The following is a 19,015-nucleotide window of genomic DNA, read 5'->3' on the forward strand; positions in this document are numbered from 1 at the left end:
GTGACCTCCTCCCCGCCCTAAAGGGCGGGGCTTCCTGCGCTAACTGAACACCACGTTGTGGTGTGCTTCCTGATTCTTGATATAGGCCTCACAAACGGCAAGATCATTCACTCCTACCGTCGCTGAATAACTGCTCGGCGCCCAGAAATGCCTCTTGGGGTAGCGCAAGGCAACGTGCTCGCGGTTGCGAAAGATAAGGTAGCTTGAACGGCCCTTCAACAACGCAAGCGCCTGCGAATCAGTCATGCCATTCGGCAGCGTCGCCAGCGAGTGCACATGCTCCGGAAGAACACTCAACACGCGAAACACAATCCCGTGCTCGTGTGCTGCCTTGCGAATCGCAGCAGCCACAAGATTTTTAATCTCCAGCCTCTGCATCATCTTGTAGCGATACTTCGTGCACCACTCAAAGTGCCAAAAATTCATCGTCACCTTATGGCTCAACCGCTTCATGCTGTTCATGCTCTCGTCCTCCGGCGGAAGAGAGCTCACGCTACTTTGGATTGGTAGTGCGTGCGCAGTTTCGTCCGCCAGCTTGCTGGCGGCGAAGCCGCCACAAAAATGTTTCTATGGAGAAACGCCCTAAAGGGCGGGGGTTTAAACCCTAGCTCGCTACGCTCGCTCTAACTTTGGAAGAGTTTGAAAGTATTGTAAAGTTCTTCTCTAACGACGCCAGAATGCAGTTTTACTTGACACTTTCGCTAGAAAGCTTAGGAAGAGTCAAAACAGATTTTTATGTCCTTGCGCCTTCTTGTTGCTCTTTTAGATATTCTTCTAAATCCTTAAATACAGATGCGGTCTGCTCCAAAAAAAACTTACCCCTTTCTGTTAAGACTTTATTACCGCTTGTTGGATTATCCCTAACAAACCCTTTTTTACTTAACTCTTCAAACATACTGCTAACATCCTCTAAGTCAATACTAAAATTACTAGCGATGGATTCCGCATTGCTTTTTTTGGTAGGATACAATGAAATAAGGATTTTCATAGCTAAAGGATTTCTAATTAGCTCAGATGCCAAGCGTGCTCGGGAATAGAAATTAGGCAAGGATATCACCTCTTACCATCCTTCTGGGTTTTCGGGTTTAAAAGCCTTTCGGTTTTGTTCATGGTTATTCTCCTCATCTCTTGTAAGTATGTCTGACATTATATTTATTTCTGTTTTGACTCTTCCTAAAGCTTTCGCTAAAAAATCATCTTCGTCCTTTGCACCAATATGTGGATTTTTTAAGTGTTTATGCTGATGTGGAACAGTATCTATATCTTCCGTGAATAGTATAATATTTTCTTTTAACTTTTCATATTTCGGATTTTCACATAATGTTACAAGCTCGATTTTAGCTCCATCCCCGCACTCTGCTTTTGTTATTGGTATATAGATAAATGGTACAGGTCTTCTATAAGAATTAAGTATCAAATTACAAATTAATTCAAATTTCTTGGAATAATCAGGCAATTCTGTGTCATCTATCTCCTTAACATTTAGATCTCCCGCTATTAAGCAGGCGACCTTCTTGTCTACAACCTGCTTTCGCAATCTCATAAGAACTGGTTTGTGAACCTTGCAATAGCATCCCAACAAAAAAATGCATATAGATGATTTTGCTCTTGACAATTCTGAACTATAAGTTTCGGATATTTTAGTACTGAACTTGTTTATTTTCTCTATATCCATTTCCATGTAATGGGCACTCATTTGTTTATAAAAGTACCTTTTTTGGTGACAAGAAGTAAAATTTGCATAAATAAGACATCCCCTCTTGTCCAAAAAAGCAAAGATTAAATACTTCTTCGCACATTCTAAGTAACGCTTTCCGTTAGAAAGGATATGCCCATCCCTCGCTCTTCGTTATGACACAAATTCCAGATCTGAAGAACTGCTCTTTTATCCCCCAAGGAGGAAGAGCTTCCTATTTCCTGTCTGAATACCTGATTAATCTCTGCTACACCAAGAAATACGCCCATGGGGCGGATGAGAGGATAGGCAGGCTTCCCTTTGGGCTTGTGGGAACCTTCAGGGATCATCTGTGTAAATGGCATATGCTGACAAATGATTTGGAGTTTAAGGAAGAGTATCCTGCATGCCTCAATTCCTACCAGAATATTGAAGAGTTTAGCACTGCAGTGAGGGAAGAGACTGTAAAAAAGATTTCTAAGGAGTGGAGCAAGGCAACGAATGAGAAGATTGCAGCATCGGTATCTTATTATTTTGACCAGTATACCCGGCTCATCCAAGCTGCAGGGGTTTTGAGGGTGTTTGATCTTTGCCTGCTTCGACGCTTAAAAGAAGCGCTTCAGGATGAGGAAATAGCAATCTTATCCAGCGGCAGGCCGAGCATTGGAATGGAGGAAGAAGAGAAGCTGCTTCGCCTGGCAGCAGGGGTTTCAAAGGGCAGAATGCCAAAAGCTGGTGCGGAAAAGGCTCTCCAGAAGATTTATGAGAAGTATTGCTATTGGACCATGGGATATTATGATGAGAAACCAAAGAATTTTGATGACTATAAGGGTGCTTTGGAGGGGTTTATTGCCAGGAATCCAACAGCGCTCTTGGAGCAGCGCAAGAAGCTGATGCAGGAACAGGCACAAAGGAGAAAGGCCATTAGGGCAAGTCTTGACGCAGACATGAAGAGGATTGCCGATGCTGCAGCTGAGGCAGCGTATCTCAAGGATTATAATAAGTACTCGGTCAATAAGATAATTTATTATGCCGAGCCGCTCTTGAGGGAGGCTGCTAAGAGAAGCAACTACAGCCCCGAGTTCGTTAAGGATCTCGTGCCTGAAGAAGTGCTTGCTTTGCTGAAGGGGAAAAAGCCAGACAGCAAAAAAGTGAAGGAGCGGATCAAGCACTCTGTTCTTATCTCTTACCCGAACCAGATGATCATATTAACCGGAAAGGACGCTGCCAGGTTTGAGAAAGAGTATATTGAGGAGTCTCGTGATGAAACGACGATTACTGGCAGGAGCGCCTGCAGGGGGATGGCAAAGGGCATTGTGAGAGTGGTGCATTCTCAGGCGGATTTTGGCAAGCTGAGGAAGGGCGATATCCTGGTGGTTATCAACACGGGTCCTGATTTTGTTCCGGTCCTTCATAAGGTGTCTGCGATTATCGCAGAAGAGGGAGGCATTACCGCGCATGTGTCGGTGATCAGCAGGGAGCTGGGGATTCCCTGCATCGTTGGGGCCATCAATGCAACCAGCATCTTTAAGGATGGAGAGCTTGTAGAGGTTGATGCTGAGAAAGGGGTTGCGAGGAAGATTAGTTGACGATTTCTTAGATATCCTCATCTTCCCGAAACAGGTCTTTGGCTTCCTGAGCATTAATCTTCAAATGCCTTCCTTTTCCGAATATTTTTTTGAGGTTGATTAGTTTAAATGCCTTCATTTTGATTAAAAAAGACGCAATTAATATAAACCTTTTCTTGTTTTTGATGGTTTATGCAGCCTGTTAAGAAGGTACTCATGACAAGAGAAGGCAGACAGTATTTTGTCAGGGATACCAGCCAGGACTTCCACACACAGTTCGGGTTTGTCGCTAAAATGGATTTAAAGAAGAGATCAGGGAGTGTTAAGAGCCAGACAGGAAAGGAGTTTTTTATTTTTGACCCGTCTTTTATTGATTCTTATAGAAAGATAAAACGCGGGCCTCAGATCATTACATTGAAGGACTTGGGTTTTATCATTGCAGAGACTGGGATAGGAAAAGAGTCTAAGATAGTAGATGCAGGAGCCGGAAGCGGAGCTAGCTGCTGCTTTCTGGCGAATATTGCAAAAGAGGTTGTTTCATATGAGAACCGGAAGGAGTTTTATGAGATTGCAACGCTTAATGGGGAATCCCTGGGTTTGAAGAATTTGAGAGTGAAGTACAAGGATGTGTATGCAGGCATTTCAGAGAAGAATGTTGATTTGGTTTTGTTTGATTTGCCTGATCCCTGGAAAGGCGTTGATGTTGCTGCGAAGGCTTTGAAGCCTGGAGGGTTTTTGGTTTCCTATTCCCCTACATTGGCGCAGGTTCAGGACTTTGTGAAAGCGGTTCAGGATTCGGGGAGGTTCATGTATATAAAGACAGCTGAGATAAATGAAAGGACGTGGGAGGTTGAGGAGAGAAAATTGAGGCCGAAGACTGCGTTTTTGAACCATACCGGGTTTATGAGTGTGTGCAGGAAGGCTTAGGATTTCTGTATTAGCTTCTTGATTCTCGATGCTATGCCTCTTGGAGTTGTTTCGTAGTAAAGATTAGGATATCCAAGGTTATGTGCTGCTACTATATCCTCTGTTGCTCTATAAAAATTTTCAGAACTGCAGTTGATGATTATTGGCAGATTTGAGGATTTTGCCTGTTGCATCAGACGGATGAATCCTTTCGTTTCTACAGGAGGGCTGTGGAGTATGAGCGCGTCTATTGAGTCTAGCTTTGAAGGGAGATGCTTAGAAATCTTAATACCAATCCGATCCGGGATTTCGCGATAGGATTCTGACGGTTTCCAGTCATAAATGCGAACCAGGGGCTTTTCCATTATTCCGCTTCCAGCTCAACAAGCTTCTGCTTGATCATCTCAATGGTCTTCTGGTTTTCCTGCTGGTGCAGCAAGGTGCCGCATTCCGGGCATTTGAACTGGAACTCTGTTGCTGTATCAAAGTCTAATCGTGTGCAGGCATTCCTGCACATATAGAAATTGTTGAGGTTTGCTGCCTCCTTTTCAAGCCTGTTCCTGAGCTTATCGATGGCCTGCCGCCTGATGATGCCAACAAGCTCTTTGACCCTGTGGGGGCTGAATGTCCAATAGCTGATATACCAGCCCTTCTGGCGGTCCTTTTTCTTGATATACGAAGCAAGGTTCTTCTCATGGAGCCTGTAGAGGATGTTCCGGACATGATTAACTTCCATCTTTAGGTCTTTTGCAATCTTGAATTCAGAGAGGTTCTTCTTTCCCTGCAAGAACTCGACAATAGGGAGAGCGTCTGCTCCTACAGCTCCCTCCACAATCCTCTGGACAAGCTTTTGTGTGACTTTCATTGTGTTTACCTTCATTGACTATGCCTATGGCTATCACCCTCTTTTTCATTGACCCCCTACCCCTTCCTAGAAGGTCCAGCTTTTTAAACCTTCTGGAGCAAATGTCCAGATATCACAACTTTTTTTACTGGATAGTTGTTACTATTTATGAATGAGGTTATATATAAATGTTTCTGTTTTTTGGCGGGGTTGGCTAGACCGGGATCTACGTTCGCGGCGTTCATAACGTTCATAAGAGATAAACACATAGAGGATAGAGTATAGAAGACGGTATAATGAAAAGAATGAAAAAAAGCTGGGGCCAAATGGCCCCTTAAAACACTTAGTTCTTAGATATCCTGTAGACTGCCTTAAGCGCAGGGATAAAGACTGCGCCAGCCACAAACAGCCCGAAGATGCTAAAGGCTGTGGTGACCATCTGGCCCATAGTAGGCGGCAGAAGAGGCCCCATGCCTGCAATGGCTATTGATCCTGAAGTAAGGCCTATAGCTGCTATGATGAAGCCGCTGACCTCTGCCTCAGTTATGTTGAGGATGCCGACTATCAGGCCCAGCAGGACCATGAATGCCGAAATCATCCCTATTGTACCTGTATCCAGCTGCATGAATGCTGCAGCAACACCGATGAGCAGGGCAATAATGACTCCTAGAATGAAAGCCCACACACCAATCGTCTTAACCATGTCATTTTCCTTTGCTATATATGCCATAATAATTACCCCCTGCATGGAGGCTTGTTCCATACCCCCACGACAATGCTTGGCTTTTAGGAAGGGGACATTTATAAATTTTTTCTTTTTCGGATGCGAGTGTGTAAATAATTGGCACCAAATACCTATCTAAGCCTTTTTCTCCCTTGCTTTGAAGCAGGTTATTGTGCTTGATAAAACGCCTTCAGCTAAGTATAAGGAAGCCTATCTTAGTCCTGCAAGTAGCAAAGTATCATTTAGCCCCCTATACGAATAATGCCCAGAACCAACAGTCTGTATTACACAGTTATCTTCCTTGAGGAGGACTTTTCCATCTTTCACTTGAATCAAATCTTTTCTAGCCTGGTACATTGTAATATTGGTTTCTGACGTTGGTGTTTTGACCAAGAAGTGCAGCATTCCTTCACGGCTTGCATGATAGGCTGCGAGATATTCATTACAATGATCATGTAAATTCCAATAATTTAGGTATACCATCTGAACGACATCCCCAGACACAAGCAAATCCAAATCGTCCAAGCTTTCCAATGATTGCGAAGTTACCATAAAGAAGGGGGACTTTTGCCGCTACTTAAATCTTTTGCCTTGCCTATGCTGTTAAATGACCGGAATGAAAAATTCCAAGAGTTTCAATTGAGCGAGTGAAATCGTTTTGTTCAATAGGATAGAGGGTTTGCTGCCATCCTTCAGCTATAATAATACTTCCCTGCAGCCTTCTGCGCCTGATCCTTCTGCGACTCGGGCTTGTTAATTCTCGGCCTGTGGGAAAGCTCATCCCTGCGCAGGGTTATCTTCAGGCCTGAAAGCAACGAGTTCATGCCCTGTTCCATTGCATACGGGCCTTTTGCCCTGCCCTCAACTGCAGGAGATCCTTCAAAGACAAGGAGCCTGTCAGAGAGGACATCAAGGAAGAGGAGATCATGGTCGATGACAAGGCAGCTCTTTCCGGTTGTGAAGACAACATTCTCTATGACCTTGGCTGTTGTGATCCTCTGCTCAACATCCAGGTATGCTGAGGGCTCGTCAAGAAGGAACATATCACAGTCCTTGGCTAAGGCCGCTGCTATTGCAACCCGCTGCAGCTCTCCGCCTGAGAGCTGCTCTAAGCTCATATCAAGGAGCGGATCCAGGTTTAGGGGGCCGATGATATCATTCTGATGCTTTTCCAGGACTTTTGCAAGAGCTTCCCTTACTGTATATTCCGAAGGCTCCAGATACTGAGGCTTATAGGAGATTCTGATTTTCTCATCAGTGCGGCCTGAGTCTGGCTTTAGGACGTGGCTCAGGATTCTTGCAAGGGTTGTTTTGCCTATCCCATTTTCTCCAAGGACACCAACAATCTCCTTTTGTGAGATGCTGCCTGCTTCTGCTGTGAGAGTAAAGGAGCCCAGTGTTTTCCGAATGCCTGACCAAGAGGTAAGAGTATCATGCTGCTGGGATTTCGAGGCTGGCCGCACGTCAAAGAGTAAGGGGTGATCGCGGAAGCGCATATTATGCTCCTTGATATAGCCCTCAAGATAAACATTGATTCCTGCTTTGGTGGTTTTTGGAAGGGAGACGATTCCGTACACTGCAGGCTTCCCATACATGATATGGATCACGTCTGCCATATAATCCAGAGCGATGAGGTCGTGCTCGATGACCAGGACTGCTGTTTCAGGGGTCGCAAGCTCCCGGATAAAGGAGGCTGTTCGCAACCGCTGCTTGATGTCAAGGTAGGAGGTAAGCTCATCAAAGATGTACAGGTTCGCCTTCTTGAGCGCTGTTGCTGCTACTGCAACCCTTTGAAGCTCGCCGCCTGAGATGCTTGTGATGTCATGGTCCAGAACCTGGCCGAGCTGGAGTTTCTCCACAATGTCATCGAATTTGCCTCTCTCATCCACCTTTTGAAGCAAATGCCTTACTGTGCCTTTTGCTTTTTTTGGGATTATTTCCACCTGCTGCGGCTTATAAGAGACCTTGATTTTTCCTTTCTGGAGGCCTTCGAAGAATGCCTGGGCTTCGGTTCCCTTAAAGAATTGGACCAGATCTGAAAAACCTGCTTCAGTATCCTTTCCAAGATTTGGCTTGAGGATGCCTGCCAGGATCTTGATTGCCGTTGATTTTCCTATCCCATTGACTCCAAGGACTCCAACAACCTTGCCAAAGGAGGGCTGCGGAAGGCTGTAGAGATGGAATCCGTTTTCTCCATAGCGGTGTATCGGAGGGGAGTCAAGCTCTTCAGGAAGGTTGATGATGTGGATCGAGTCTTTCGGTGATTTCAAAACGCAGATGCCGCAGCCAATGCAGAGCTTTTCATCAATGCTTAATCTGCCTTTGGCATCTACCCTGATGCATTCTTTTCCTTCCCGATTGACAGGGCATATGCTCTGGATATAGAGGTTCTGATGCTTGTCCCTCAGCTTTTCGGGGTCCACTACTGCTATTCTTGGCATGATGTTCCTGAAGTTGAGCGGGTTTTAAAGATTATTGGTTTCATGGGCTGGGCTCTTTGGGCTCTTAATCGGGGCCTTAACGTTTATTTTTTAATTGAAAGGGATTACTTTACCGTCCATTGTTAATGATAGTTTATTCGTTGGGTTCTTTTATTGATGGGTTCTTTTAATCCGATGGCCGCTATGCTTCATGAGGATACATTGATTGTTACTGAGTTACTTTATTCAACCGGGATTTGCATTATCTTCTATGAAGTGTCAGTTATATTCGAATCATCATATTTATAAATGTGGGGAGGCTTATCAGGGAAATGGCAAAATGTGAGATCTGCGGCAGCAGGATTGGAGAGACGTTTCTGAAGAAGATTATCGGAAGCGTGGTCAAGGACCCAAAAGGCAAGAAGCATACGGTATGCAATGAGTGCCAGAGGAAGTTTCCCGCAAAAGAGGAGATTTTAAAAAATCTGAGGTGATTTCTTTTTGTTATGCCCTCGTAGCATAGTAGCTATTGCGGCAGATTCGTAATCTGCAGGTCATGGGTGCAACTCCCATCGAGGGCTTAGAATCCCAATTGATTTGAGGTACTGTCAAATAAAAATTTTCTAAGAAAGTCTTTCAGGAATATGTCAAGCTCGTTAAGATCCCTATGTATGATAAGAGTATCCTTCTGTAGGGAGTAACCGCCTCTCATCAAGAAGTGTCAAGCTGATAAAGTACTTAAGCCTGTCTTACGAAACAAGAATCCTTCTCTCCTTCGGAACATAATTCAGGACTTTTCCTTCAACTGCCTTTCCGCAACCAAGGATGTCCTTATGATGCTTGATGATTTGGTATCCTTCAGCCTTGCTTGAGATTGTCTCTCCACGAAGCCATTGGCTGGCTTCGCTGTCTGTCACTTCAAGAACATTCTTCTTCGCCTTTGCTGCGATAAGCTGGCTTCCTTCAATGGAAAGCCGGATTCCGTCTGGCCGGATCTCCCCAAAGTAGAGGCCAGCACGGTCGATTCTGAGTTTCTTTGCGTCTATATCGGCCACATCCTTGGTGAGCAGGAACACCTTGTCTTTCTCATTCTTCAGGAAGGCTGCATCTATCTTGCCTGTGAAGCTGAATTGGGACTCAAGCTGAGCCATGATTGCCTTCACTTCACGTGTGTTGAGGAATTTGAGCTGCTGCATTGGTGTTAGAGACTGCCAGTACTATAAATTAGTTTTTATTGAGAAAGCAGCGTTCAAAATCTCCTGGGTTGCCATCGGCTCGCCTAATCTTTCTAAGGAATAAAGCTGACATCCCCGAGGGGGCAAGTCCCCCTGTCAGCTGTGCATCTGCCTGTAAAGAGGCTCGCAAGAATGATGGCAACCTTCATTTTGAACGCTGCCTATTGAGAAACTTGTGAGGTTTAGAAAAAAGCATTAAAAAAGAAAAAATGAGCCTTACTTTGCGTAAGGCTGCCTGTGGGCATATTTTTCAAGGGTTGGCTGCTTAGATCTATTCAATAGATCAACCATATCACTGGTCGTCATCTTGGATGGGTCTACTATGTCCTCCAGACCGATGTGCTTCACAAGATCAGCAGCGTGCTCTTGCTTCAGACCACTATACCCTACCTGAAGGATTTGCTGTAAAGCAGCGTTACGGCCTTTCTCTGTGTCTTTAAGGAATGCTTGAACGCTGAATTCAGGACCAAGAGCTTCTACTGTCTGGTCAAAGTCTGAAGGTGTTACACCATAAAATCCATTAGCTACACCGCCTGCTTGGAATATATTCCAAGTTGATGTATCTGCTTTAAGCGCAGCCCCAAGACGATTTTTGATCTTGGCACCGAATGCGCTCTTTAGAGCAGCTTTCTTACCCGGATCAGACAGGTTTGTATAGTTCAGTTCTTCTGTAGCGGGATCGTAGAGCGTTTCCATAGCAGCATCATAAAGTGCTTGCTCGACTACGCCTGATCTTCCAGCTACTACTCTTTGCGCCTGTTCAGTTAGAGCGAGCGCATCCTTGAAGTCGGAATCTTTTCCTTCAGTTATATCTGCCTTTTTACCTTTTGTCATGTTTTACCCCCACATTGGTATGTGTATTTTGTTATTACTATATAGTAATACAACTTATATATAAATGTTTCGATTTAATAGGGGCTGTAAAGGTAAGATTTGCTTGTTTTAGCGTGTGGTGAATTTCTCTGCTTATAAGGCTTTTGGAAGCTGTTCTTTTACAGTGGTAATCGGCTGGTTTTGATTGGCGAATCGTGGAGAAATGCGCAGTAAGGCTTACCATTTACAATGAGAAAATGGAATGTAAAGGGTAAGGCTTGCGGGTGGAAAGCTATATTAAGCCGGAAAACAAGCGTTTCTTGACATGACCCTCACAAACAAACAACGGTACATGCTGTTTATCCTCGGAGAGTATTATAAGAAGGAGAGGGGCAGGCTGAAGAAGAGTTTTCTCGATATTGCAATCTCAAAGCCGGTGTTCATCGACCTTGTGCTCAGCTCCGGGCTGGTCTCCAAGAAGAGCAGGGCTGTGTACAAGAACTTGGAGGTGTTAGAGAAGAAGAAGTTGATCTTTTATGAGAACAGGATGCTTAAACTGACTGAACAGGGATTCAAGAGATTCGGGGAGCTTGAGGATGCTATCTCTCCCTATCTGACAGCAATGCGGATTATCCGCGGCGGGAAGGCAAAAGCAAAGAAGAGCCAGACGATATTCAGCTATTTGGGAAGGATGGTGTAAGGGGCTTAAAAAACGTTATTCTTGCAACCTTTAAAAATCGAAGCTTTTAAATAATAACCTTTAACTTTCTAAGACCAATGGGTAAAAAAACAAAGAAGGAAGCGGGGGCTGATTCTAAAAAAGAAGAGAAGAAAGAGCAGGATCCGTTTCTCGCAGGGATCAGCCAGCTGCCGAAAGAGGCCCAGGAGAAGCTTAAGGCGATAAAGGCGAAACTCGACACATTCAAGGAAAAGGTTCTCAGCAAGTTTGACAAGTATGTCGCAGGGATTGCATTATTGCCGCCAAAGAGGAAATTGCAGGACCGGCCGGCACAGCAGGCTCATGAAGCGATTCAGGAAAACCAGAAAGCGACCCTTGTTCCGGAAAAAGTAGAAGTACAGGGAGAGAAAAAAGAGGAGCCTGAGATTTCTGTCTTAGTCCTGGTTGATGATTCTGACTCCAGCAAGATGCCAAAGTATGAGCTCAAAGACAAGCTTTCCAAGATCATCCAAACTATGGCGACAGAGGTGGACAAGGAGATTAAGGTAGAGGTCATCATCCTGTCAGAGCTTTGGCAGAGCTGCTTTGACGGAAAATATGACCTTCTGCAGCTCATTGCGGTTTCTGCCGCTGTGTACGATAAGGGCATGCTGAGCGCAATCAAGATAGCTGAAGTCCACAAGAATATGGTGTTGAGGAAGTTTGAGAAGTACATTGTGAGCTATGTCTTAGCCGGAAGCCTTGTGCAGGGAAGGGCCACTAAGGAATCTGATATCGATGTCTGGATTGTGATTGATGATACTGATGTCAAGAAGATGACCCGGATTGAGCTCAAGGATAAGCTCAGGGCGATCATCATTGGGATGGGGATAGAGGCGGGCGAGCTCACAGGGATCAAGAACAAGATCAACATCCAGGTGTATATCCTCACTGAGTTCTGGGACAGCCTCAAGGAGGCAAATCCTATCATCTTTACTCTGCTCAGGGATGGTGTGCCCTTTTATGATCGTGGAATCTTCATGCCATGGAAGCAGCTTCTGAGGATGGGGAGGATCAAGCCGAGCTGGGAAGCCATTGACATGTTCATGAAATCAGGGGATCAGATGGTGTCCAGGGTCAAATACAAGCTGAAGGAGATTGGTATGGAGGATGTGTTTTACGCCTTATTGACTCCTTCACAGGCTGCAATCATGATGATGGGGATAGCACCGCCTGCTCCGAAAGAGACTCCTGACCTGATGCGGGAGCTGTTTGTGAAAAAGAAGGCAATGATTGAAGAGAAGTACATCAAGATACTGGAAGATGTCATCAAGCTCAGGAAGGACCTGGAGCATGGAACAAAGAAAGAGGTTGAAGGGAAGGAGATTGATGGCCTTATCCGGGATGCTGACAGCTTCCTGAAACGGATCAAGAAGCTCTTTGGCCAGATTGATGAGATGCGCGAGGCTGAGAGCATGGTCCATCTCTCTGACAGCATTCTTGGCACAACACGGGATGCGTTGCGGCTTGAAGGAGTAGAAGGGGTTGCCGACAAGGATCTTGTTGCTGCATTTGAGGACAAGTTTGTGATCCAGGGAAGGATTCCTGCAAGGCATCTGAGGATGCTGAAGGATCTGCTGAAGGCAAAGAAGGATTATGACGCCAAGAAGCTTACGAAGCAGGAGGTTGAGAAGCTGAAGAAGGACTCAGGAGGCTTCATCAGGTATATGGTAGAGCATATGCAGCGAAGGCGCGGGAGAGAGATTGAGCGGGCCAAAGTCAGGGTGAAGTACGGGGAGAAGTTTGCAGATGTCATCCTGCTTGGAGAGCAGGCATTCATCATCCATGATATCGATGCTGAGCAGAAGCAGATTTCCAAGGCGAAGATCAAAGAAGATGGAAGCCTGGGAGCGCTGGCAACGTCAAATCTTGAAGAATTTGAGAAGGATCTTGCCAAGGTGACTATTCCACCCAAGGTCTTTATCAAGGAGCCGATCTTTGAAAACCTTAAGAATATCTTTGGGCATGATATTGAGATTCTGGTGAATTACTAAAACAGTTTATGGCTTTATTTCTGAGGGTTTCACGCTTGGTTCTGTAATAGGTTAAGCTCGGCCTGACCTTAACATTGTTTTCTGAATGGGCCTGCCTGGATAGGCTCTGCCGAAATCCTTCGCTTCGCGGCAGTGCCGGTACTCAAAAATGCTTTGTATTTTTGGTCGCTCCTTCGGAGCAGCTCGGTCTCGGCACGTTTACGAATATATCGACATATCCCCGAAGGTGGCAACCCCCTTGTCGATGCTCATTCTTTGGAATACTGACCTCGCGAATGGGCACTGCACCGGATTTCAGCAGAGCTGCCGGATAGAAATCTTTATATATAAATTACCTTATATGTAGCTTTTAGGATACATAATGGGTACTAAAGAGATAGGATCCGCAAAGATACATGTAAAGTTCACAAGAGAGCAGCTTGGGATAATCAGCAATCTCAAAGGAATTCTTGGCGGCACGAATGCTGAAGTTGTAAGGACAATCTGCATGGCGTATCTGTCTGAGAAGAACTTTCTTTCAAAGAAGAGGGGCGCTCCATGAGGAATGCAGCGGCAATAAGGAGCGTGGAAAAGGGCAAGAGCGGGGCAAACGCATCTCGAAGGATGGTCTATGCTTCATTGCTCGGCCTGATTCTGGCTGTTTTCTTATTTACGCCGCTTTTTTGGAGGCTTGATCCTACAGGGTATATTGTTGCAAAGCGAACAACGACATATTCCCAGGAAGTGGGATGGGAGATAAATGAAAGCTCTGATGCTCTTTGGCTGGTAGAGCACCCGCAGGAGATAGTCCATATTGCAGTGAGCGGAAGCATAGCAAAGACTGGAAGCGCTAAGATATTTATTGAGGGATCAGATGGGCGCTACCTGATTTTTGACAGCAGCAGATTAGAGGAAAAAGGATTATGGATAGTAACTGGCGCAGCTGTTCCCAATGAGAGTTTTGCCAATGAAACGACGTCTAATGAAACGATGTTAAACCTATCAGCCAACACTGGTTTTTCAAATGAGACAAGCATCCAAACAAATATCACTTCAGCAAATATCACTCGGGTTCAGGAAGATAGGGGTTCTGCACCAACGCCGGCATCCGTTCTGGAAAGGACCACTTTCAGCAATGCGTGCATTGATACCTGCGATGTAGCCGGATTCAACAGCAGCTCATATGTTCTTGTTTTTGAGATTAATGGCACTTATGTGCATATAGACGGCATTTCCTATTCCATTGAGAGGGAGGTTCTCAATAAACCACCTATTTTTGCCGGCATTCCCAACCAGACTATGATGATGGGCACGAATCTTTCTTTGAAGTTGAGTGATTATGCGCTTGATCCCGACAACGACTCCCTGACCTTCTCGTCATATAAGGCGGATAATTTGTCTGTCGTGATCGAAGGGGACCTGGTTACGCTGCTGCCTGAGCCGGGGTTTGAAGGAACGCGGTATATCTTCTTTATAGCTAATGACAGCATTGATGTTGCGGTTTCGCCTCTTGTTGAGGTTTCTGTAAGCAGAATTGCAAGACAGAGAATAGAAGGAGAGACTTTTCAGAGTTCTGCCAGGATTGGCAAACCTGTAAAATGGGTTAAGAGGATCAGAGGAGAGAAGGGCAGGGAGAACATAAGCACTGAGCTTCCAAGATTAGCGGGAAATATTTCTGTCAGGAAGGTGAATGAGCTGACTGGCGAGGAAAGAGAGCTTGAGATTGCTGTTCAAAATGAAAGAGAAGTACAAGAGGTTCCTGCCATTATAACCGGCCAGGCAGTCAGTGAGGACAGCATATCAGGGGGTTCTGGATTGATTTCGAGATTTTTTGCATCCATTTCAGGAGCCAACAGGATCACGGGAAGGGCTGTTGAAGTGGTTCAGGAGCAGGAGAAAGAGAATATCACTGTGAACATAGACGGGGAAGCGGTTGAAGAGGAGGATGAATTTGTCATTGAATATTATACTGATGCCCCGTATGCAGAGGAGCGCAGGATAGATGGAAGATCCAAGGAGATAACCGTTATCGGGCCTGATGAGGTTGGGTATGAGAATGTACTGGCTTTCTCAGAGCTTCCTTTTGAGGTTAGTGATGAGAGAAAGATAAAGCTGTATCATAGTGTTGACGGACTTAAGCAGGAAAGCGAGTTCACAGCATATGATAATGATGGAGACGGATTGTATGAGCGCATAGAATGGGTCGTTCCTCATCTGAGCGAGCAGGTTTATGAAATCGTCATTATAACAAAGGCTGAGCACCTGGATGAGAATAAGGCTGTTGTAAGCGATATATATGAAAGCGTTAAGGAACAGGAAGGAATCTGGTCTGAGCCCATCCCTCCAAACCATTATGTTAGGGCCACATTTGAACAGCCGCTTGACTCTGCAAAAGACATAACCCTATACGCAAGATCTGCCGGCAACAGCTCAGCTTCTCTGGAGGTTTATACTGAGAACGGAGAGGGGATCATAGCATCAATTGGAAACATAACCGCAGAAAACAGCTATACGATGCCCCTTATAGGATTGTCAGAAAGCACAGCAACTGTTGATATAAAAGTCCTTGATGGAACAATCGAGATCGACTATATCGTCGATCCCAGCCTGATCTCTGTATCAACAGCAACTATTCCCCGAGTGATAAATATCCAGGGAAAACTGACAAATGCAGCAAATGCAGCAGTCTCTGACGGGACCTATGGGTTTGTGTTTACCCTGTATAATGTCTCAAGCGGCGGCACGGGATTGTGGAATGAGAGCCACAATATCACAACCGTGAGCGGGGTGTATGATGCTGACCTTGGCAGAAAAACTTCCATGAACCTTGAATTTGACCAGAGTTATTACCTTGGAATCAAGGTAGAGAGCGATGCAGAGATGACACCGAGGATAAACTTAACAACAAATCCGTGGGCATTCCGCTCTTTTGTCGCGTATGAGCTCGCAAGCACTGATGGATGGATATCATTGAAGGGGAATGTGAACGCAACCCAGAACCTTACAGTTGTTGAGAACCTGAATGTAACTGGGAACATAACAGCAGCACAGTTTATTGGAGATGGAAGCCTGCTGACGGGGATTAGCAGCGGAGGAGGGAATACTACTACTGAAATGGCTTCTGCCCTGGACAACACGAGCATTGTTCGGGAGTATCAAGGGTATTTCAAAAGCGAAGTCAATCTGACCCAATTATTGGATGATAATTACAGGAATATATCAAGCAGGGTTGGCAACACAACGGCAGAGATACGGGAGCAGTTCCTTAACTCAAGCAATGTCACGATCAGAGATGGGGTTATTTCTATCAATGAAACGTTCCTGAGGGCAGGGGATGCAGCAGGCGGAAACACTTCTGCTGAGATGATAGATGCAACTACCGGGAATGTTAACTCTACTTCATGGTTGAAAGCTGGCGCAAACATTATCTTAAAGGTTTTTTCAGATTTTGTTGGCATTGGCACATCCGGGCCATCATCTCGGCTGGATGTCAATGGAAGCGTTAACGCAACCCAGTACCTGATTAACGGGACTGACATCTATAACGTATTTACTGAGCTGACTGATACAAAGGGCAATACCACATCAGAGATTGCCTCTGCCTTGGACAACACAACCATCTTAAGAGATTACCAGAAGCATGGCAATACCACGGCAGAGATATGGGAGCAATTCGGCAATTCCAGTAATATAACCATCATAAATGGAATTATTTCTATCAATGCTTCTTTTGTTGACGAAGGGCATGTTTTTGGAAATACGTCTGCTGAGATTGTTTCCGCTATGGCAAGCGAAATATCCAGCCTTAATACTTCCCTGAATAATTCTTTCAGATCAGAAGACACGAACCTTAACGCTTCTATGAAAGAGTATGCAAGGAGCGAGGTTATTTTATTGAACACTTCCTTAAATAATTCCTTCAGATCAGAAGACACGAACCTTAATGCATCAGCACAGGCTTATGCAAGAACTGAAGCTGCCAATCTGAATGCTTCTGTGAAGGCGTATGCAGACAATGCTGATTCACTTTTGAATGTTTCTATGAGGAGTTTGGGGTTCTTTAACAGCTTATCAAACATAACAGGGTATTTGAATATATCAAATGTGAAGATCACTGGCATTGCTAATTTCAGCGATGTGAATGTGACTGGCGGATTGTATGTGAGGGACAAAGTAGGCATTGGAACAACAGCGCCATCCCATACATTAACCGTAGCCGGGACTATGAATGTATCAGGCAATACCCTGATTCTTGGAGAGCTGAATACAACAGGGAGAACAAACTTTAATGATGTAAATATCTCAGGAGTGTTTGACGCAGGGTTTCGCATTGCGGCTCCTGACAGGGAGGCTGTTACACAGAACCTCTGGATTCCACGATGGCCGGACTTGCAGTATGTGATTATGCAGGATTACCAGGACGAGCTTGCATACGCTGATATGTTTGCAGATAACATATCTGTTTCTCCAGCTGTTGAGGGCGGAACATCAATCAACAATATTTTCCGTGATGATGCAACGTGGGCGCAATTTAATTCTGGCGGATCCCCCTATCCAATAATAATAGATGTTAATTTGACAAGCAATCCGATTACTGCCAAGGCCAGCAGCAAATTCAATCTTGGGCTTACATTTAGGTCTACAGCTGCTGCAAACCCCAACAGGATTTCTGTGGAATTGTATAATTCCAGCGATGAATGGGTTCTCGCAACGAACACAACGTATAACAGCACCGGCTCAAATGATGTCTGGCTTTCCCCGAGCCTTACCGGCCTTTCTGATACAAGCAGTGGTATCCGGGGCTTGAGGGTAACATTATACGGCACCAATCCCCTGCCTGCAAATTTCCTTCTTCAGAGGATGATACTCTACCACCGAACTGCTCCGTGGGATCCCTGGAAGCTCCACATTGGCGGAGGGATGATGTACGGCGGGGTGAATTTTTCAGGAGTCACCCAAGATATCACCACCCCTGCAGGAGAAGATCTCGCCTTGATGCCTGGAGGAAAAGTGACTGTTGTTGGGGATTTGAATGTCACTGGAACATCTTATATCTATGCAACTGAGGGAGTGATACAGCCAGTCTACGGGAGTGATGATGGATTAGCTTTGTATCTGCCATTCAACACAAATGAGACAACGAACCAACAGTATGATTATAGCCCTTACGGAAATGACGGGCTCATGGTAGGAGGGGTTGTCTGCAATTCAACGTATGGAAAGTATGGGGTTGGATGCAATTTTTATGGATCTGGCGATTATATAGATTCAGGAAGGGATTTAGTAGCTGAGCTGGATCAGGTTAATGAGTTTACGCTCTTGGCGTGGATCAAACCAGCAAATGCTGACAAGTTTATGGGGATAATGGGGACAGGCAATCCCTATAGCGCTGACGGTGAGGGATTTATACTTGATTATAGAGGGAGTGTTGCTGGAGACCCAATACGGTTTCAATTGAATAATGATTCAGGAACCGCAACAACCATAACTGTGAATATTGGAGATCTTTCCAACCAATGGATCCATGTTGCTGCTGTGGTAAACAGAACAGGGAATGTTGATGTGTATCTGAATGGCTCTCGAAAGGGAGGAGGCAGCATAGCTGTAAACTCTGGCGGGACAATTAATAGCGGGACGGGTCTGGTTGTTGGTGTGTATGGCGAGGCATTAGGCACAGCAGACTTCAACGGCACAATTGATGAGCCTATGATTTATAAAAGAGCGTTATCACCGGATGAAATAAGAACGCAGTATCTCAGAGGCATTAAGGCTCATGGAACTCTCCAGGCAGATGAATTTAAGATTGCCAATACAACAGGCACTTTATCCTTAAAACTGAACCAGACCGATTTCCTATTCTCTACAGCTGGCATTGAAAGGTTTAGGATTGATAGCGCAGGAAAGGTAGGGATTGGAACATCAACACCAACGACTAAACTGGATGTGTTCGGTCAGGTCAATTCTACGGGGTATATTGCAAACGCATCAGTCGGATTTACAGGAAGCTGCGCAAGCACAACAACAATAACAGTGGTGGGAGGGATCATTACTGCATGCAGTTAATGGCCGAGTTGGATTATTGGATGATATACGGATATGCAGGAATCAGGAGGTTACGTAGAGATCATATTCAGAGCCG

Annotated in this window: 17 protein-coding genes and 1 tRNA gene; 8 read left to right on the forward strand and 10 right to left on the reverse strand. The window is 45.1% G+C overall.

Going from position 1 to position 19,015, the window contains the following annotated elements:
• Positions 1–39: 39 nt before the first annotated feature.
• The 3 genes from tnpA to VJB08_01430 all read right to left on the reverse strand — a co-directional run bounded on the left by tnpA (position 40) and on the right by VJB08_01430 (position 1,675).
• A complete protein-coding gene (tnpA, locus tag VJB08_01420) occupies positions 40–462 on the reverse strand; it encodes an IS200/IS605 family transposase (GenBank protein HLD42627.1) in 423 nt (140 codons plus the stop codon).
• A 271-nt stretch (positions 463–733) separates the two neighbouring features.
• Positions 734–1,048, reverse strand: a complete 315-nt coding sequence (locus tag VJB08_01425) for a hypothetical protein (GenBank protein ID HLD42628.1) — start codon at positions 1,046–1,048, stop codon at positions 734–736.
• A gap of 12 nt (positions 1,049–1,060) precedes the next feature.
• The gene (locus VJB08_01430) at positions 1,061–1,675 is read right to left on the reverse strand and encodes a hypothetical protein (GenBank protein HLD42629.1); all 615 of its coding nucleotides are present in this window, start codon (positions 1,673–1,675) and stop codon (positions 1,061–1,063) included.
• Positions 1,676–1,851: 176 nt separating this feature from the next.
• On the opposite strand from VJB08_01430, the gene VJB08_01435 reads away from it, so the two are divergent.
• Both VJB08_01435 and VJB08_01440 read left to right on the forward strand, forming a co-directional pair.
• Positions 1,852–3,264 (forward strand): PEP-utilizing enzyme, encoded by a 1,413-nt coding sequence (locus VJB08_01435; protein ID HLD42630.1) that lies wholly within the window; start codon positions 1,852–1,854, stop codon positions 3,262–3,264.
• A 171-nt stretch (positions 3,265–3,435) separates the two neighbouring features.
• Entirely contained in the window at positions 3,436–4,170 is a 735-nt protein-coding gene (locus tag VJB08_01440) for a methyltransferase domain-containing protein (GenBank protein ID HLD42631.1), read from the forward strand.
• On the opposite strand, the gene VJB08_01445 is transcribed toward VJB08_01440, so the two are convergent.
• The 5 genes from VJB08_01445 to VJB08_01465 all read right to left on the reverse strand — a co-directional run bounded on the left by VJB08_01445 (position 4,167) and on the right by VJB08_01465 (position 8,158).
• The gene (locus VJB08_01445) at positions 4,167–4,514 is read right to left on the reverse strand and encodes a hypothetical protein (protein HLD42632.1); all 348 of its coding nucleotides are present in this window, start codon (positions 4,512–4,514) and stop codon (positions 4,167–4,169) included. The genes VJB08_01440 and VJB08_01445 overlap by 4 nt on opposite strands.
• Positions 4,514–5,014, reverse strand: coding sequence for a hypothetical protein (locus VJB08_01450; GenBank protein ID HLD42633.1), 501 nt, complete (start codon positions 5,012–5,014; stop codon positions 4,514–4,516). Before VJB08_01450 ends, VJB08_01445 begins: the two co-directional genes overlap by 1 nt.
• A gap of 322 nt (positions 5,015–5,336) precedes the next feature.
• Entirely contained in the window at positions 5,337–5,723 is a 387-nt protein-coding gene (locus VJB08_01455) for a hypothetical protein (GenBank protein ID HLD42634.1), read from the reverse strand.
• Between the two features lie 204 nt (positions 5,724–5,927).
• Positions 5,928–6,269, reverse strand: coding sequence for a hypothetical protein (locus tag VJB08_01460; GenBank protein HLD42635.1), 342 nt, complete (start codon positions 6,267–6,269; stop codon positions 5,928–5,930).
• A 140-nt stretch (positions 6,270–6,409) separates the two neighbouring features.
• Positions 6,410–8,158, reverse strand: a complete 1,749-nt coding sequence (locus tag VJB08_01465) for a ribosome biogenesis/translation initiation ATPase RLI (protein HLD42636.1) — start codon at positions 8,156–8,158, stop codon at positions 6,410–6,412.
• Between the two features lie 311 nt (positions 8,159–8,469).
• Here VJB08_01465 and VJB08_01470 point away from each other — a divergent pair, with 311 nt between their 5' ends.
• Positions 8,470–8,631, forward strand: coding sequence for a hypothetical protein (locus VJB08_01470; GenBank protein HLD42637.1), 162 nt, complete (start codon positions 8,470–8,472; stop codon positions 8,629–8,631).
• 14 nt (positions 8,632–8,645) lie between these two features.
• Positions 8,646–8,718: transfer RNA gene (locus tag VJB08_01475), tRNA-Thr, on the forward strand.
• Positions 8,719–8,886: 168 nt separating this feature from the next.
• Here VJB08_01475 and VJB08_01480 read toward each other — a convergent pair.
• The gene (locus tag VJB08_01480; GenBank protein HLD42638.1) at positions 8,887–9,333 is read right to left on the reverse strand and encodes a hypothetical protein; all 447 of its coding nucleotides are present in this window, start codon (positions 9,331–9,333) and stop codon (positions 8,887–8,889) included.
• A 255-nt stretch (positions 9,334–9,588) separates the two neighbouring features.
• A complete protein-coding gene (locus VJB08_01485) occupies positions 9,589–10,206 on the reverse strand; it encodes a hypothetical protein (GenBank protein HLD42639.1) in 618 nt (205 codons plus the stop codon).
• A 304-nt stretch (positions 10,207–10,510) separates the two neighbouring features.
• Between VJB08_01485 and VJB08_01490 the strand changes: the two genes are divergently transcribed.
• The 4 genes from VJB08_01490 (at position 10,511) to VJB08_01505 (ending at position 18,939) form a co-directional block, all read left to right on the forward strand.
• Positions 10,511–10,885, forward strand: coding sequence for a hypothetical protein (locus VJB08_01490; protein ID HLD42640.1), 375 nt, complete (start codon positions 10,511–10,513; stop codon positions 10,883–10,885).
• Positions 10,886–10,962: 77 nt separating this feature from the next.
• Positions 10,963–12,897, forward strand: coding sequence for a nucleotidyltransferase domain-containing protein (locus VJB08_01495; GenBank protein ID HLD42641.1), 1,935 nt, complete (start codon positions 10,963–10,965; stop codon positions 12,895–12,897).
• A 361-nt stretch (positions 12,898–13,258) separates the two neighbouring features.
• A complete protein-coding gene (locus tag VJB08_01500; GenBank protein ID HLD42642.1) occupies positions 13,259–13,438 on the forward strand; it encodes a CopG family transcriptional regulator in 180 nt (59 codons plus the stop codon).
• On the forward strand, positions 13,435–18,939 hold the full coding sequence (locus VJB08_01505; protein HLD42643.1) for a LamG domain-containing protein: 5,505 nt from the start codon (positions 13,435–13,437) through the stop codon (positions 18,937–18,939). The genes VJB08_01500 and VJB08_01505 overlap by 4 nt, the downstream gene beginning before the upstream one ends.
• Positions 18,940–19,015: the final 76 nt, after the last annotated feature.

The sequence above is a fragment of the Candidatus Nanoarchaeia archaeon genome, assembly GCA_035290625.1.
Classification (GTDB): Archaea; Nanobdellota; Nanobdellia; order Woesearchaeales; family DATDTY01; genus DATDTY01.

What these genes read in the sequence shown, in the direction of transcription:
- tnpA (HLD42627.1), bottom strand. Translation starts at nt 462, where the DNA reads ATGAACAGCATGAAGCGGTTGAGCCATAAGGTGACGATGAATTTTTGG.
- VJB08_01430 (HLD42629.1), bottom strand. Translation starts at nt 1,675, where the DNA reads ATGGATATAGAGAAAATAAACAAGTTCAGTACTAAAATATCCGAAACT.
- VJB08_01435 (HLD42630.1), top strand. Translation starts at nt 1,852, where the DNA reads ATGACACAAATTCCAGATCTGAAGAACTGCTCTTTTATCCCCCAAGGA.
- VJB08_01440 (HLD42631.1), top strand. Translation starts at nt 3,436, where the DNA reads ATGCAGCCTGTTAAGAAGGTACTCATGACAAGAGAAGGCAGACAGTAT.
- VJB08_01445 (HLD42632.1), bottom strand. Translation starts at nt 4,514, where the DNA reads ATGGAAAAGCCCCTGGTTCGCATTTATGACTGGAAACCGTCAGAATCC.
- VJB08_01450 (HLD42633.1), bottom strand. Translation starts at nt 5,014, where the DNA reads ATGAAAGTCACACAAAAGCTTGTCCAGAGGATTGTGGAGGGAGCTGTA.
- VJB08_01455 (HLD42634.1), bottom strand. Translation starts at nt 5,723, where the DNA reads ATGGCATATATAGCAAAGGAAAATGACATGGTTAAGACGATTGGTGTG.
- VJB08_01460 (HLD42635.1), bottom strand. Translation starts at nt 6,269, where the DNA reads ATGGTAACTTCGCAATCATTGGAAAGCTTGGACGATTTGGATTTGCTT.
- VJB08_01465 (HLD42636.1), bottom strand. Translation starts at nt 8,158, where the DNA reads ATGCCAAGAATAGCAGTAGTGGACCCCGAAAAGCTGAGGGACAAGCAT.
- VJB08_01470 (HLD42637.1), top strand. Translation starts at nt 8,470, where the DNA reads ATGGCAAAATGTGAGATCTGCGGCAGCAGGATTGGAGAGACGTTTCTG.
- VJB08_01480 (HLD42638.1), bottom strand. Translation starts at nt 9,333, where the DNA reads ATGCAGCAGCTCAAATTCCTCAACACACGTGAAGTGAAGGCAATCATG.
- VJB08_01485 (HLD42639.1), bottom strand. Translation starts at nt 10,206, where the DNA reads ATGACAAAAGGTAAAAAGGCAGATATAACTGAAGGAAAAGATTCCGAC.
- VJB08_01490 (HLD42640.1), top strand. Translation starts at nt 10,511, where the DNA reads ATGACCCTCACAAACAAACAACGGTACATGCTGTTTATCCTCGGAGAG.
- VJB08_01495 (HLD42641.1), top strand. Translation starts at nt 10,963, where the DNA reads ATGGGTAAAAAAACAAAGAAGGAAGCGGGGGCTGATTCTAAAAAAGAA.
- VJB08_01500 (HLD42642.1), top strand. Translation starts at nt 13,259, where the DNA reads ATGGGTACTAAAGAGATAGGATCCGCAAAGATACATGTAAAGTTCACA.
- VJB08_01505 (HLD42643.1), top strand. Translation starts at nt 13,435, where the DNA reads ATGAGGAATGCAGCGGCAATAAGGAGCGTGGAAAAGGGCAAGAGCGGG.